This window comes from Adlercreutzia faecimuris (assembly GCF_022669055.1).
Taxonomy (GTDB): Bacteria; Actinomycetota; Coriobacteriia; order Coriobacteriales; family Eggerthellaceae; genus Enterorhabdus; species Enterorhabdus faecimuris.
On record NZ_JAJMLW010000001.1, the window covers coordinates 1,151,572 to 1,166,239 of the forward strand.

Sequence of the window (14,668 nt, forward strand, 5' to 3'; positions counted from 1 at the left end):
CTTGCAACGACGCCCTCCCGCGCGCACAATGGCGGCAGGGCGTCGCGTCATGCCCGCCGGCCCGCGCCGGGCGGGCGCCGTCTGAGCTGATAGGGAGTTCCCATGTCCAAACGCCACGAGCGCATATCCGGCCGCCGCAGCGCGGTCCAGGTGCTCTACACCAGCGAGATCCAGGGCCGGCCGGCCACGGTGCTCCTGGAGGAGGGCTGCTGCCTGTCCGAGGACGGGCCGCTGCCCGGCTACACGGTGTCGCTGGTGCGCGGCATCGAGGATCACCTGGCCGACATCGACGCCTGCCTGGAGGCCACTTCCGAGAACTGGGCGGTGGCGCGCATGCCCATCGTCGACCGGTCGATCCTGCGCCTGGCCGCCTTCGAGATGATCTACGAGGACGACGTGCCGGTGTCGGTGGCCATCAACGAGGCCGTCGAGCTGGCCAAGGAGTTCGGCGGCGAGGACGAGTCGCCGCGCTTCGTGAACGGCGTGCTCGGCCGCATCGCCAAGTCCCTCGAGGCCGGCGAGCTGGCCGTGGAGGGCGCGCCCGCGCCCCAGCCGGCGCCGGGCGAGGTGGCCGCCGCTGTGGCCGCCCTGGCCGCCGAGGTAGCCGCCGAGGACGCGGCCGCCCGCGCCGCCGCGGACGCCGCGGACGCTGGCGAGGACGCCGCCGCGGACGCTGGCGCGGACGCCGCTGGGGACGCCCCCGCGGACGCCGCCGCGGACGCGAAGGCGGGTGAGTAGCGTGGAGGAGCACGGCACCTTCGAGGCGGTGCGCACGCGCCTCGACGAGATCGTCGACGCCGTGAGCGCCGAGGACGTCACCCTCGACGAGGCGCTCGCCCTCTACGAGGAGGCCGTCAATCTGGGCCTTTCCGCCTGCGACCTGAGCGAGAAGGACGTGGAGGCCGCCTTCCCGGAGGAGGCGGCGGGGGAGGAGGGTGCTCCTGCGCCCGCCGACGCCGAGGCTGCCGGCGCCGATGTCGCCGATGCCGCGTCCGCTGATGCCGAGCCCGCCGATCCCGCGCCCGACGCCCCGGCCGCCGAGCCCCGTCCCCAGGACTAAGGAGGCCGCCGTGGACGAAGCGCGCATCCTCGATGCCGTCCGGTCGCCCGCCGACCTGAAGGTGCTCACCGACGAGGAACTGGCCATCCTCGCCCAGGAGATCCGCGAGGAGATGGTGTCGGTCACCTCGCGCACCGGCGGCCACCTAGCCTCGTCGCTCGGCGCCGTCGAGATCATCCTGGCCGTCCACAGCCTCATCGACGCGCCCAAGGACCGGTTCGTCTTCGACGTGGGGCACCAGGCCTACGCCCACAAGCTCGTCACCGGCCGCCTCGGCGAGTTCGAGACGCTGCGCTCCTACGGCGGCATCTCCGGCTTTCCCAAGCCCGGCGAGAGCCCCTACGACGTGCACCCCTCGGGCCACGCGTCCGACTCGCTGTCCGTCGCGACGGGCCTGGCCAAGGCCCGCGTGCTGTCCGGCACCGACGAGAAGGTGGTCGCCCTCATCGGCGACGCGGCCCTCTCCGGCGGCATGGCCTTCGAGGCCCTCAACTACATGGGCGCCGAGCAGCTGCCGCTCGTGGTCATCCTCAACGACAACGAGCGCTCCATATCGCGCAACGTGGGCGCGCTCATGAAGCACCTCGGCTACATGCGCACCACCGCCGAGTACCGCGACGCGCGCGACTCGTTCCAGGAGCTGCTCGAGACCAGCGCCCCGCTCGGCCGCGCCATGGTCCGCTTCGGCAAGAACATGAAGGAGTCCATCAAGCAGATGGTCATCCCGCACTCCATGATGTTCGAGCAGCTGGGCATCGTGTGCACCGCGCCCGTCGACGGGCACGACATCGCGGCTTTGCGCGAGACGCTGGCCGTGTGCCTGGCGGCTGACGCGCCGGTGCTCATGCACGTGGTGACGAAGAAGGGCGCCGGCTACGAGCCGGCCCTGCGCGACCCCGAGCGCTTCCACGGCGTGGGCCCCTTCGACATCGCCACCGGCGCCGACGCGCCCAAGAAGCCCGGCCCGCCCAGCTACACGGCGGTGTTCGGCGAGGCGCTCGTGCGCGAGGCGCGCGCCGACGACCGCATCGTGGCCATCACGGCGGCCATGGAGGGCGGCACCGGCCTGAAGCCCTTCGCCGCCGAGTTCCCCGAGCGCTTCGTGGATGTGGGCATCGCCGAGGAGCAGGCCGTCGCCATGGCGTCGGGCCTGGCCATCGGCGGGAAGAAGCCGGTCGTGGCCATCTACTCCACCTTCATGCAGCGCGCCATCGACCAGATGGCCATCGACTGCGCCCTGCCCGACCTGGACGTGGTGTTCGCGCTCGACCGCGCCGGCATCGTCGGCGAGGACGGGCCCACCCACCACGGCATGTTCGACCTGGTCTACACGCGCATGATCCCCAACATGCGGGTCGTCGCGCCCTCCGACGAGGCCGAGCTGGCCAGCGCCCTGCGCACCGCGCTCGCCCTGGGCGGCCCCTTCGCCATCCGCTATCCGCGCGGCGCGGCCGAGGGCGTGCCCGTGCCCGAGGACCCGCCGGTGCTGCCCGTGGGCGTGAGCCGGCTTCTGCGCGACGGCGACGACGTGGCCATCCTGGCCTTCGGCTGCATGGCGCCGCGCGCCGTCAAGGCGGCGCGCCTGCTGGCGGCCCGCGGCATCGAGGCGCGCGTCGTGGACATGCGCTGGGTCAAGCCCATGGACGAGGAGGCCATCCGCGACGCCTGCGACACGCGGCTCATCGTGACGGTGGAGGCCGGCGTCATCGCCGGCGGCGCAGGCGAGGGCGTCTGCGGCTACTTGGCCGAGATGGGCCTCGACTCGCCGGTGCGCATGCTCGGCGTGCCCGACGTGTTCGTCCCCCAGGGCCGCGCCGACCTGCTCGTCGACGACCTGGGCCTGTCGCCCGAGGGCATCGCCGACGCCATCCTCGAGACCCTGGCCGAGCAGGTGGCTTAAGCCTGCCTTCCCCGCGCCCTGCCCGAGGCCCCGCCGGCACCCGCCGGCGGGGCCTCGTCATGCTCCCGTCCGCCCGCGCCCGGCAGGGGAGGGGCGGCCTGTCTTTTGTAACCATACTGTTATATACTTTGTAGCTATCTCGCGTCAGAGGGCGGCCCGTCAGGCATGCGCGCCGCGCTCTTTGCGATCCAGCTCACGCATCGACAGAAGATGGGGAACGCAATGCAGCATCCAGACACCCTCGTTCTCGGCAGGAGCCTGCGCCGCAGGGCCCTGTCCATCGCCGTCGCCTCCACGCTGGCTGTGGGCATGATGCCCGCCCTGGCCCTGGCCGAGGGGACGGACCTCTCCACGACGGCCGCTGAGGCGGCCGCAGACACGACACCCCCCCCCTTCGCTGAAAACGGGGTCGCGCTAGCCGCCGACGCGGGCGATGCGCCCGGGGCCGCGACCGGCTCCCGCGCCCTGTCCGCCACGGGGCTCTCCATCGCCGGCGGCGTCGAGGGCACCGACTTCACGGTGGACGACGCCGCCAAGAAGATCGTCTTCACCTCCGGCAAGGCCATGACCGTCAGCGGCACCTCGGCCGGCTACACCCTGGAGGTGGCGGCCGGCGTCCACGCCACGCTCACCCTGGACAACGTCACCATCCGCTTCACCCGCACGGGCGATGCCCAGAGGGTGCCCCTCAACATCGTCACGAACGTGATGGACCTCGGCGGCGAGGAGCGCACCGCGCCCGCCACCGACGGTGCCCAGATCACCAACCCCACGTCGCTCCACCTCATCCTGGCCGACGGATCCACCAACACGCTGACTGCGGGGGCCAGCGCCCCTGGCATTCGCTGTGGAGAAGGGTCACGGCTCGTCATCGATGACTCGGTGGTAAACAGCGACGAGAACGGCAATCACATCGTGCCTGTCGAGGGCCGTGTTCCGGCTGACTTAACCCTGGAGAACGGCTTGAGTATCGCGAAGGGGGATCCTCTTTACAAGCTGGACGCTGTAAGGCCTGGCAAGCTCATCAGCCAGGGTGGAATCGGCGGCGCGGGCATCGGCTCGGCTCCTCACGAGAATGCGGGTACCATCATCATCGACGGAGGCGTCATAGAGGCGAGTGCCTATGGCAACAGCAGCTCCTCTGCCGAGACCTACAACAAGACGGGTGCCGGCATTGGCGGCAGCTATGGCGGCGGTGGCATGGACATCACCATCAACGGCGGTGTCATCGTGGCCACCGGATCCTATCATGGGGCGGGCATCGGCGCCGGCTGCACGAGTCTGCCCGCCTCTACGACCGTTTCGGTGCCGCAGTACGAGAAGCTCGAGCTTCCCGGAGCTATCCGAACGCGCGAGTACAAGGCCGGCCAGCGTTGCCGCAGCATCACTATCAACGGCGGCAACGTCGAGGCTTGGGGATACGTTCACGGCTTCTCGCTCGGCGATGGCTGCGGCGGGCAGTCGAGCGCCGGACACTCCCTGACCATCACGGGAGGAAACGTCACGCCGAAGAAGGACCTTGCTGGTGCGAGCGATACCCACACCGGGGGTCTTCTCGGAGCGAGTGGCCTCGACATTATCGTGCAGGGAGGCTCCTTCAACGTTCCCTACTTCGGATTCGCCTCCAGCCCGGCTTCCACCTCCGTCACCGACGGGCGCGGCCACACGCTGCAGATGGTCACCATCAACCTCGACGGCTTCGACGAGCTGAAGGGTGCCCAGCTCAAGAACCTCACCGTCACGGTGAACGGCGCGCCCCTCACCGACGCCGACGGCAAGCGCTACGACTACGGCATGCCCTACGGCGTCGACGCCGCCGGCTGCGTGTACTTCTGGCTGCCCAGCGTGGTGAACGGCGAGCCCCTCAGCAAGCAGACCGTCTCCATCGGCAGCTTCGAGACCTCGGTGCTCGACCCTGACACCGGCGAGCGCGATGACGTGACCTCCGACTTCGACTTCGTCGTGCCCAACCCCGGCACCGGCTCCTTGGCCAAGCGCTACGTCGAGATCGACATCGACGAGTACGTGGAGAAGACCGAGGACCTGTACAAGACCCTGTTCAAGCGCTACGACGGCACGCCCGTGGGCCTGGAGGGCGGCCTCGTCGACACCATCGCCGGCTTCGGCGTCCCCGCCGGCGAGCCCAAGGGCAAGTTCCTCACCAGCTCCGCCACCATGACCGTCAGCTCCCAGCGCACCCACGACAAGAACGGCGACGAGACCACCGACGCCATCCAGGCCGGTGCCACCTTCTCCGACGTGGGCGACTACGACCTCATCGTGGAGTCGAAGGAGTACTCCGGCGATGCGAGCTTCGCCAAGTCGTTCTGGGGCCACAAGCTGTACTTCTCGGCCGCCATCACGCCGGCGGATTCCCGGGTGAGCGTGCTGAACCACGTGATCGACTACGACACGGCCGTCACCCGCGCGGCCAAGCCCGTGAAGGGCGTCACGTTCACCGCCCACGTCATGCCCCGCGACATCGGCGAGGCCCCCGAGGCCAAGACCTGCGCCAGCCCCGACGGCACCGTGCAGTTCTACGCCAACGGCGTGGCCGTGGGCGACCCGGTGAAGGCCGTGGCCGCGCCGGGGCTGACCGAGTCTGGCTACCACTACAGCGTGGCCACCCTGGTCTGGGACAAGACCGGCGTGCAGATTCCCCGCAACCCCGACGGCACCATCGAGATCACGGCCAAGTTCAACGGCGGCACCAACTACCTGGCCTCCGAGAGCAACGACGACCGCACCACCGAGGAGCTGCAGCCCGACTTCCCCTTCGGCAGCACGCCCGAGATCACCGTGAGGCCGCAGAACCCCGACCCCTCGGTGCCGGTGCCCGACATCTCGCCCGAGGGGGTGGCGAAGCCGGGCGAGCCCGACCCGGACGCCACGGACAAGGACATCGCCAACACGCTGCACTCCACCGCCGACGACAGCGTGTCCTACCCCGTGCGCCCGAACGCCCGGCCGCTGACGCCCGAGGGCGGCCTGCGGGACTGGGTGGACGAGCGCTACGACATCCCCGCCGGCTGCGAGGTGTCCTCCATCACCGTGAAGAACGCCGACGGCACGCCGGCCGCGGCGATCGACCCCTCCAAACCGGGCAGCTACCAGGTCGACATCGTGGTGCGCGATCCCGTCACCGGCAACACCACCACGCTCTCGGTGGACTACGCGGTGGTGAACCCGCCGGCGGTGAACATCCCCGTCACGCCTGACGGCCCGAAGGACGTGCCGTCCGACAAGGTGGACGACGAGCCCAACGGCGGCACGGTGCACGGCACCGGGCACGACACCGTGAGCCGCCCGGTGAAGCCCGGCCACGTCGAGTCGCCCGACTCGCTCAAGGAGTGGGCGGAGTCGCGCTTCGACATCCCGGAGGGCTGCACCATGGCCGAGCCGACCATCACCCAGGACGGCAAGCCCCTGGCCTCCATCGACTGCGGCACCCCCGGGCGCTACGAGGTGAGCTTCGTCGTGACCGACGAGCGCGGCAACAGCACCACGGTGAACGTGGACTACCGCGTCACCAACCCGCCCGCCGTCACCATCCCCGGCGCCGACGGGCAGCCGAAGCCCCCGGCCGGCTCGGACGACCCGACTGGCCCCGGCGCGGTGGAGGAGGGGCCGGGCAACGGCACCGTGCACACCACCATCGAGGACACGCTGTCGCGTCCCGCGGCACCGGGGCAGAAGGACACCCCGGCGTCGCTCAAGGACTGGGCCGACGACCGCTATGACATCCCCGATGACTGCGAGATCGCCCTGCCCGTGATCAAGGACGCGGACGGCAACCCCGTCGACGAGATCGACCGCGGCAAGCCCGGGCGCTACGAGGTCACCTTCGAGGTGAGGGATCCCCAGGGCAACAGCACCCAGGTCGTCGTCGACTACACGGTGCACGGCGCGCCCGACGTGACGCCCACCGACCCGGACAAGAGCGACCTGGTGGAGAAGGAGCCGCCCCGCACCGATCCGGACGGCACCGTCCACGAGGACCTGGAGGACCGCAAGCCGGTCGACGTGACGCCCGATGCGTCCGACCCGGCCAAGCCCATCACCAAGGACGACATCAGGGACGAGGTCGAGGACCGCTACGACATCCCGGAGGGATCCGAGGTGGAGATCACCATCATCGATCCCGACGGCAACCTCGTCGACGAGATCGACCCCCGCCGGCCCGGCGTCTACGAGGTGTCGGTGGTCATCCGCTCGCCTGAGGGCGACACCGTCACCATCGGGATGCACTGGGTCGTCTCCGAGGCGCCCGCCGCGCTCCCCGGCACGGGGGAGGGCTCGGGCGGCGCTGGCGGCGCCGACGCCGATGACGACGAGCGGAAGCGCCTCGCCGCCACGCGCCTCGCCGAGACGGGCGACGAGGGCGCCGCGGGCGTCCTCGCCCTGGGCGCGGCCGTCGCGTCCCTGCTCGCCGCCGCCGGCGCCCGCCTGCGCGCCCGCAAGCCAGGCGAGGACGCCTAGCCCGCCGCCCAAGAGAGAGGCCCCCGCCGGCAGATGCCGGCGGGGGCCTCGTCGTTGAGCGGGGAACTCCCTGGTAGACCGCGTTGACTACCCGATTTTACAATCTCTCACTACCTGATTTTCGCCTATCGCACTACCTGGTTTCACCGGGTTTCCGTCGCGCCCCTAAGCGCCGGCGGGCTTCTCCATTATGTAGTCGTCCATGATGAAGCCCTCGCCGATGTCGGTCTCGACGGCGTCGATGGTCTCGAAGCCCTTGGCCCTATAGGCGCGGATGCCCAGGTCGTTGTGCTTGTTGACCGTCAAGTACATGGCGGCAAGGCCGCGGTCGGCGCACAGGCGGTCGTAGAAGGCGATCACGCGCGAGGCGAAGTGCTTGCCGCGCTCGTGCGCGTAGAGGTAGATCTTCGAGATGAAGAAGCGGCCCGTCTCGGCCTCGACGCGCCCGCCGGTGTAGCCCACGTCGCGGAAGGCGGGCTCGGCGCCCGCGGCCAGCTCGGGCTCGGTCAGCTCGTCGGCGGCGCGCACGAGCCAGTACTCGTAGCCGTGCTCGGCCATGTCGCGCTCGATGGCCTCGAGGCTCTGGAAGTTGGCCACCATGTACTCGGTCTGGGCCTCGCCGATGAGCGCGGGCCAGTACTCGCGCCAGATCTCGCCGGCCATCTGCGCCAGGCGCTCCTTGTCCTCGTCGGTCACGACCGGCTGAAACTCCACCAGCATGCTGCTCGCCTTTCTCCCGGGGATGCTGCGAGGGCCATTGTAGCCCTTCGGCGCGGGGGAGGGGAGCGCGCTCGGGCGGACGACGCGGCGCGCCGGCCTGCGCGCCCGTCCCGCGGCCAGGTTTCCGGCGTGTAACGCCCGGGCTTCCCGCTTGTTAAAAGGGCTTTGTGGCCTCGTTAACATCCCGCCTCGCCGTCCCCGCCGGCCCGGGGCGGGGGCATCATCGGAGGTGCCCGGGGCGCGGGCGGCCGGTCACCCCGCCGCGCCCCGGGCCGCGTGACCGACGAGCCAAGCGAGAAAAGAGGAGGAAAGCGACATGATCGACACGGGATCGACGGGCTTCATGCTCATATGCACGATGCTCGTCCTGCTGATGACGCCGGGCCTGGCGTTCTTCTACGGGGGCCTGTCTCGGCGCAAGAACGTGGTGAACACCATGATGATGACCTTCGCGGCCCTGGGCATCGTGGGCATCACCTGGGTGGTGTGCGGCTGGTCGTTCGCCTACGGCGGCGACGGGTCCATCCCCTTCTTCGGGGGGCTCGACCAGATCGGCTGCCTGAGCGCGGTGGGCGACCTTCTGGCCGAGGCCGAGGGGACGCCGACGGCGTTTACGGTGTTGGCGGGCCAGGGTGCCCTCGATGTCGCCGATCCCGGGCTATCCGCCGGATATCCCGCCATCGTCGACATCGCCTTCCAGATGGCCTTCGCCATGATCACCTCCGCCATCATCACGGGCGCCGTGGCCGGCCGCATGAAGTTCGGCGCGGTGTGCGCGTTCCTGGCCCTGTGGGTGGTCGTCGTCTACGCGCCGCTCGCCCACATGGTGTGGGGCGGCGACGGCTCGCTCATCGGCGACATGATCGGCGCGCTCGACTTCGCCGGCGGCGACGTGGTGCACATCAGCTCGGGCCTGACGGGCCTCATCCTCTGCCTGTTCCTGGGCGGGCGCAAGGGCTACGGCCTCATCAGCTACCGGCCCCACAACGTGCCCTTCGTGGTGCTGGGCGCGACGCTTCTGTGGTTCGGCTGGTTCGGGTTCAACGCCGGGTCTGAGTTCGCAGCCGACGGCGTGGCGGGGCTCGCCCTGCTCAACACCGTGGCGGCCTCGGCGGCGGCGCTCGCGTCCTGGATGCTGGTCGAGCGCGTGCGCGTCGGCAAGCCCACCCTGGTCGGCGCGGCCACCGGCCTGGTGGCGGGGCTCGTGGTCATCACGCCTGCCGCCGGCTTCGTGGAGCCCTGGGCGGCGCTGGTGATGGGACTCGTCGTCTCGCCCATCTGCTACCTGGCCATCAGCGCCCTCAAGCGCAGGATCGGCTACGACGATGCCCTCGACGCCTTCGGGTGCCACGGCATCGGCGGCATGGTGGGCGGCGTGCTCACCGGCGTGTTCTGCGTGCCGGAGCTGTCCTGGACCGACTTCGGCGGCCTCATCTACACCGGCGACGCCCACCTGCTGGGCGCCCAGGTACTCGGCATCCTAGTGACCGTCGTCTTCGTCGGCGTGCTCGCCAGCCTGCTCGCCCTCATCGTGCGTGCGCTGTTCGGCGGCAGCCTGCGGGTGAGCGCCGAGGACGAGGCCCAGGGCCTGGACGTGGCGGCCCACGGCGAGAGCGCGTACCCCGCCTACCTGGGCATGGACTAGCCCGCCGCCTGCGGCCGCCGGCCCGCCTGAGGGCGGCGGCCGCCCCGCGAAGACGACGCGCCCCGCCGCCCGGCGGCCGGGGCTTGACGAGAGGAGAGGACCCATCGTGAAGAAGATCACCGCCATCGTGCGCCCCGAGAGGATGGAGGCGCTCAAGGAGGCCCTGTTCGCGGCCCATGTGTCCGGCATGACCGTGTCGCAGGTGCAGGGCTGCGGCAGCCAGCACGGCTGGACGGAGTACTACCGCGGCACCGAGGTGCTGCTCAACATGGTGCCGAAGGTGAAGTTCGAGGTGGTCGTGGACGACGCCCGCGTCGACGAGCTGGCGGGCGTCATCTGCGACGCCGCCCGCACTGGCGAGGTGGGGGACGGCAAGATATTCGTCTTCCCCGTGGACGAGGTCATCCGCATCCGCACCGGCGAGCGCGGGGACGCGGCCGTGTAGGCCGAAGAAATCATGGCGGGCCCGGCGCCTCGGCCCCGGGCCCGCGGTTTGCTGGTATCCTCCCGGGTATGGAGAAGCTCATCTCGGGGATACTCGCGCACCGGCGCGCCGTCGTCGCGGCCTTCGTCGCGCTGGCCGCCGTGTGCGCGGCGATGATCCCGCTGGTCAAGGTGAACTACGACATGGTGGACTACCTGCCGCCCGAGGCCCAGTCCACCGAGGCCGTGCGCATCATGGCCGAGGAGTTCGACCAGGCCGTCCCCAACGCCACCGTCCTCGTCCACGACGTGGACGTGCCCGGCGCCCTGGCCCTGAAGGACGCCATCGCATCGGTGCCGGGGGTCGACTCGGTGCTGTGGCTCGACGACGTGGCCGACCTGGCCGCCCCGCTTGAGACGCTGCCCGCTGCGACGGTGGAGCCGTACTACCGCGACGGCGCCGCCCTGTTCCAGGTGTCGGTGGCCGAGGGCGAGGAGGGCCCGGCCGTGTCGGCGCTGCGGGCCATCGCCGACGGGGCCGGGCCCGGCAACGCCGTGGCCGGCGAGGCCATGGACACCGCCCAGATGCAGGCGTCCATGGTCGACCAGGTGCTCAAGGCCGTGGCCATCGTCGTCCCCATCATCGTGCTTCTGCTGGTGCTGTCCACCCTGTCGTGGATCGAGCCGGTGCTGTTCCTGGCCGCCATCGGCGTGTCCATCCTCATCAACATGGGCACCAACCTCCTTCTGGGCGGGGTGTCCTTCGTCACCTTCTCGGTGAGCCCCATCCTGCAGCTGGCCGTGTCGCTGGACTACGCCATCTTCCTCTTGCACGCCTTCGCCGCCGAGCGGCACCGCGGCGGCACGGTGGAGGAGGCCATGGCCCGCGCCATGCGCTCATCGGCGTCCACCATCGCCGCCAGCGCCACCACGACGCTGTTCGGCTTCGCGGCGCTCGCCTTCATGCAGTTCCAGATCGGCGCCGATTTGGGGCTGAACCTGGTGAAGGGCATCGCGCTGTCGTTCGTGACCGTCATGGTGTTCCTGCCGGCGCTCACCCTGTGCCTCTGCCGCGTCATCGACCGCACCACCCACCGCCGCCTCATGCCCTCCTTTGCGGGCATCGGCGGGCCCCTGGCCAAGGTGCGCGTCCCGGCGCTCGCGCTGGTGGCCGTCCTGGCCGTGCCGGCCTTCCTCGGCCAGGGCAGCGTCGTGTTCACCTACCAGAACAACGTGGCCGACGCCACCCTGCGCGCCGGCGCCGACACGCTCATGGTGGAAGACGAGTTCGGCCGCCAGAACGCCGCGGTGGTGCTCGTGCCGCGCGGGGACGTGGGCGCCGAGGAGGCGCTCGCGCGCGACCTGGAGTCCCTCGACGCCGTGACGGGCGTCATGGCCTACGCCACCACGGTGGGCGCCGCCATCCCGCCGGGCTTTCTCGACGAGGGCGTGGTCGGCCAGTTCTACTCCGACGACCACGCGCGCCTCATCGCCTACCTCGACACGCCGCTCGAGGGCGATGCGGCCTTCGCCGCCGTGCAGGAGGTGGAGGACGCGGCCGCGCGCCACTACGGCGAGTTCTACGTGGCCGGCCAGTCGGCCAACCTCTACGACATGAAGCAGGTGGTGGCCGTCGACAACGTGACGGTGAGCCTGGTGGCCGTCATCGCCATCTTCCTGGTGGTGGCCGTCACCTTCCGCTCGCTGGGGCTGCCGGTGGCGCTGCTTCTGGCCATCGAGTGCGGCATCTGGATCAACCTGGCCATCCCGTACTTCACCGGCACCGAGGTGAACTTCATCGGGTACCTGGTCATCAACACGGTGCAGCTGGGCGCCACCATCGACTACGCCATCCTGCTGACCACCCACTACCTGCGCCACCGCCGCCGCGAGCCCGCCCGGCCCGCCATGCGCGCCGCCCTCGGCGAGGCGTTCCCGTCGCTTCTGGTGTCGGCCGGCATCCTGGCCACGGCCGGCTTCGCCCTGGCGGTGTCGTCGTCCATCGGCGCCGTGGCGAGCCTGGGGCTTCTGCTCGGGCGCGGGGCGCTCATATCGCTGGCCATGGTGACGTGCTTCTTGCCGGCGCTTCTGGTCTACGGCGACGGCGCCATCCGCCTCACCACGTGGCGCAGCGGGTTCTGGCGCCCGGGCGCGGGCGGGGCGGGCACCAGCGCGCCCGCCGCCGCTGCCGATGCGGCCGGCCTCGCACCCGCCGCCGCGCCCGGCCTCGCGTCCGCCGATGCGAGGGCCGCCCGTCCGCCTGCCGCCGCGCCCTCTCATCCTGACGAAGGAGATGCCTCATGAACGCGTCCGTCCTGCCCCGCGCCGCCCTGGCCGCCTTCCTGGCGGTGATGCTGGCGCTCACGTGCCTGTCGCCAGCCCTGGCCGTCGACGCCGAGCGCCCCGCCGCGCCCGCCGCGGCCGCCGCCGAGCCGGCCGCCTTCGAGAAGACCGAGGTCGTCTACGCCAACCTCTCGGCCGAGGGCGCGCCCGAGGCCGTGTTCGTGGTGAACCGCTTCGACGTGGCGTCCGCCGGCGTCGTCACCGACTGGGGCGCCTACGCCGAGCGCGCGAGCCTCACCGATGGGCGCCAGCTCAAGCCGGCCGCGGACGGGGAGGGCGCCTCCGACGGCGTGGAGGTCGTCTGCGACGAGGGCGTGTTCTCCTACCAGGGCACCGACCCGGCCGGCGTGGCGCTGCCGTGGGACATCGCGGTGAGCTACCGCCTGAACGGGCAGAGGATGACGCCGGACCAGATCGCGGGGAAGTCGGGCGATGCCGAGGTGCGCCTCACGGTGACGCGCGACCCCGACGCCGACCCCGCCTTCGCCGCCAGCTTCATGGTGCAGGCCACCTTCACGCTGCCGGGCGCCGTCTGGTCTGACGTGCGGGCCGAGGGCGGCGTCGTGGCCCTGGCCGGGTCGGACCAGACGGTGGCCTTCACGGTGCTGCCCGGCCACGACGGCGACTTCACCCTGACGGGGCATGTGGAGGGCTTCGAGCTGGCCGGCGCGCAGATCGCCGCGCTGCCCTACGCGTCGGTCATCGAGATGCCCGACGCCTCCGACCTCGAGGGGCAGATGGGCCAGCTGGCCGACGCCGTGGCGGCCCTCGACGACGGCACCGCCTCGCTCGCCGCGGGCGCCGAGGGCCTGGCCGCGGGCAGCGCGGGCCTGCGCGACGGGGTGCGCTCGCTTAGCGACGGGCTCGGCGCCCTGGATGCCTCCTCGGGCAGCCTCACCGTCGCGTCGTCCCAGGTGGCCGGTGCGCTCGACGCCCTGGCCGCGGGCCTTGCCGGGGCCGACCTCTCGGGCGTGGAGGACCTGGGCGCGCTCACCGGCGCGCTCGGCCAGGCGGCCGACGGGCTCGACGCCCTGGCGGCGCAGTCGGCGGCCGTGCGCGACGGCTACGGCCGGGCGCTCGGGGCCCTGGACGGCGCGATGGCCGCCATCCCCGCGCCGACGCTCGGCGAGGCGCAGATCGGCTCGCTCATGGCCGCGGCCCAGGCCTCGGGCAACCCCGCCGACGCCGCCACCGCCGCCGAGCTCGCGCGCGCCTACGAGGCCGCCCAGACGGCGCGCGGCACCTACCAGGCCGTGGCGCCCGCCCTCGACGGCGCCCGCCAGCTTCTGGCCGTGCTCGGCGCCGACGCCGTCACCGCCGGCTCGCCCGCCTTCCTCGCCGCGTCGCTGCGCGCCATGGCCGGCGGCCTCGAGCAGGCCGACCCGGCCGCGGCCGTCGCCCAGCTGCGCGAGCTGGCCCCTGGCGTGGCCGAGCTCGCCGGGCAGTACCGCGCCCTCGACGAGGGGCTTGCCTCCTACGTGGGCGGCGTCGGCCGGCTGGCCGCGGGCGCGGCGGCGCTCTCCGGCGGCGCCCGCGAGCTCGCCGGCGGTCTGGGGCAGTTCGCCTCCGGCGCGTCCGACCTGGCCGCGGGCGCCGGGCAGCTGGCGGGGGAGACCGCCGACCTGCCCGCCCGCATGCGCGCCTCGATGGACGAGCTGATGGCCGACTACGACTTCCCGGAGTTCGAGCCCGCGTCCTTCGTGGACGGGCGCAACCAGTCGGTGGCGGCGGTGCAGTTCGTCATGGCGCTCGCCCCCGTCGAGCCGGCGCCCGCGCCCGAGCCCGAGCCGGCCGAGGCGTCCGAGCCCACCGTCCTCGACCGCCTGCTCGCCCTGTTCGGCCTGTAGGCCCGCGCCGCGGGGTCGCGCGCCGCGGGCCACGTCGAGGCTCGCGCGCGGCGTCCCGCGTCGCCGCGCAGGCCGGCGCCCGCCGCGCCCCGTGCGCCCGCGCCCCGCCGCCGTACCCGCGGCATCGCGCCCTCGCGCCCGCTCCGTCTTGTCGCGCCCGCGTGCCGCCGCCGTGTCCCGCGCCCGCCCGCGCCCCGGGCGTCCCCTCCCGCGGCCCGTTGTGGCACAATGGCGCCCAGGCGACGAAGCGA

The 14,668-nt window shown here is 71.9% G+C and carries 9 protein-coding genes; 8 read left to right on the forward strand and 1 reads right to left on the reverse strand.

Features of this window, described 5'->3' with window-relative positions:
* The first annotated feature begins 102 nt into the window (after positions 1–102).
* The 4 genes from nusB (at position 103) to LPT13_RS04390 (ending at position 7,439) form a co-directional block, all read left to right on the forward strand.
* Entirely contained in the window at positions 103–738 is a 636-nt protein-coding gene (gene nusB / locus LPT13_RS04375) for a transcription antitermination factor NusB (protein ID WP_242163888.1), read from the forward strand.
* 1 nt (position 739) lies between these two features.
* The gene (locus LPT13_RS04380; protein WP_242163890.1) at positions 740–1,060 is read left to right on the forward strand and encodes an exodeoxyribonuclease VII small subunit; all 321 of its coding nucleotides are present in this window, start codon (positions 740–742) and stop codon (positions 1,058–1,060) included.
* Positions 1,061–1,070: 10 nt separating this feature from the next.
* Complete coding sequence (gene dxs / locus LPT13_RS04385) at positions 1,071–2,960, forward strand: 1-deoxy-D-xylulose-5-phosphate synthase (protein ID WP_242163892.1); 1,890 nt, start codon at positions 1,071–1,073, stop codon at positions 2,958–2,960.
* A gap of 222 nt (positions 2,961–3,182) precedes the next feature.
* Positions 3,183–7,439, forward strand: a complete 4,257-nt coding sequence (locus LPT13_RS04390; protein WP_242163894.1) for a hypothetical protein — start codon at positions 3,183–3,185, stop codon at positions 7,437–7,439.
* A 165-nt stretch (positions 7,440–7,604) separates the two neighbouring features.
* Here LPT13_RS04390 and LPT13_RS04395 read toward each other — a convergent pair whose 3' ends face one another.
* The gene (locus LPT13_RS04395) at positions 7,605–8,159 is read right to left on the reverse strand and encodes a GNAT family N-acetyltransferase (protein WP_242163897.1); all 555 of its coding nucleotides are present in this window, start codon (positions 8,157–8,159) and stop codon (positions 7,605–7,607) included.
* A 316-nt stretch (positions 8,160–8,475) separates the two neighbouring features.
* Between LPT13_RS04395 and LPT13_RS04400 the strand changes: the two genes are divergently transcribed.
* The 4 genes from LPT13_RS04400 to LPT13_RS04415 all read left to right on the forward strand — a co-directional run bounded on the left by LPT13_RS04400 (position 8,476) and on the right by LPT13_RS04415 (position 14,417).
* A complete protein-coding gene (locus LPT13_RS04400) occupies positions 8,476–9,804 on the forward strand; it encodes an ammonium transporter (protein ID WP_242163899.1) in 1,329 nt (442 codons plus the stop codon).
* 106 nt (positions 9,805–9,910) lie between these two features.
* Positions 9,911–10,249, forward strand: a complete 339-nt coding sequence (locus LPT13_RS04405; protein ID WP_242163901.1) for a P-II family nitrogen regulator — start codon at positions 9,911–9,913, stop codon at positions 10,247–10,249.
* 68 nt (positions 10,250–10,317) lie between these two features.
* Complete coding sequence (locus tag LPT13_RS04410) at positions 10,318–12,531, forward strand: efflux RND transporter permease subunit (RefSeq protein ID WP_242163903.1); 2,214 nt, start codon at positions 10,318–10,320, stop codon at positions 12,529–12,531.
* Complete coding sequence (locus LPT13_RS04415; RefSeq protein WP_242163905.1) at positions 12,528–14,417, forward strand: hypothetical protein; 1,890 nt, start codon at positions 12,528–12,530, stop codon at positions 14,415–14,417. The genes LPT13_RS04410 and LPT13_RS04415 overlap by 4 nt, the downstream gene beginning before the upstream one ends.
* The last annotated feature ends 251 nt before the right edge of the window (positions 14,418–14,668 follow it).

Bases quoted from the DNA above. Each gene is read 5' to 3' on its own strand.
- nusB (WP_242163888.1), top strand. From the start codon at position 103: ATGTCCAAACGCCACGAGCGCATATCCGGCCGCCGCAGCGCGGTCCAG.
- LPT13_RS04410 (WP_242163903.1), top strand. From the start codon at position 10,318: ATGGAGAAGCTCATCTCGGGGATACTCGCGCACCGGCGCGCCGTCGTC.
- LPT13_RS04390 (WP_242163894.1), top strand. From the start codon at position 3,183: ATGCAGCATCCAGACACCCTCGTTCTCGGCAGGAGCCTGCGCCGCAGG.
- LPT13_RS04395 (WP_242163897.1), bottom strand. From the start codon at position 8,159: ATGCTGGTGGAGTTTCAGCCGGTCGTGACCGACGAGGACAAGGAGCGC.
- LPT13_RS04400 (WP_242163899.1), top strand. From the start codon at position 8,476: ATGATCGACACGGGATCGACGGGCTTCATGCTCATATGCACGATGCTC.
- LPT13_RS04415 (WP_242163905.1), top strand. From the start codon at position 12,528: ATGAACGCGTCCGTCCTGCCCCGCGCCGCCCTGGCCGCCTTCCTGGCG.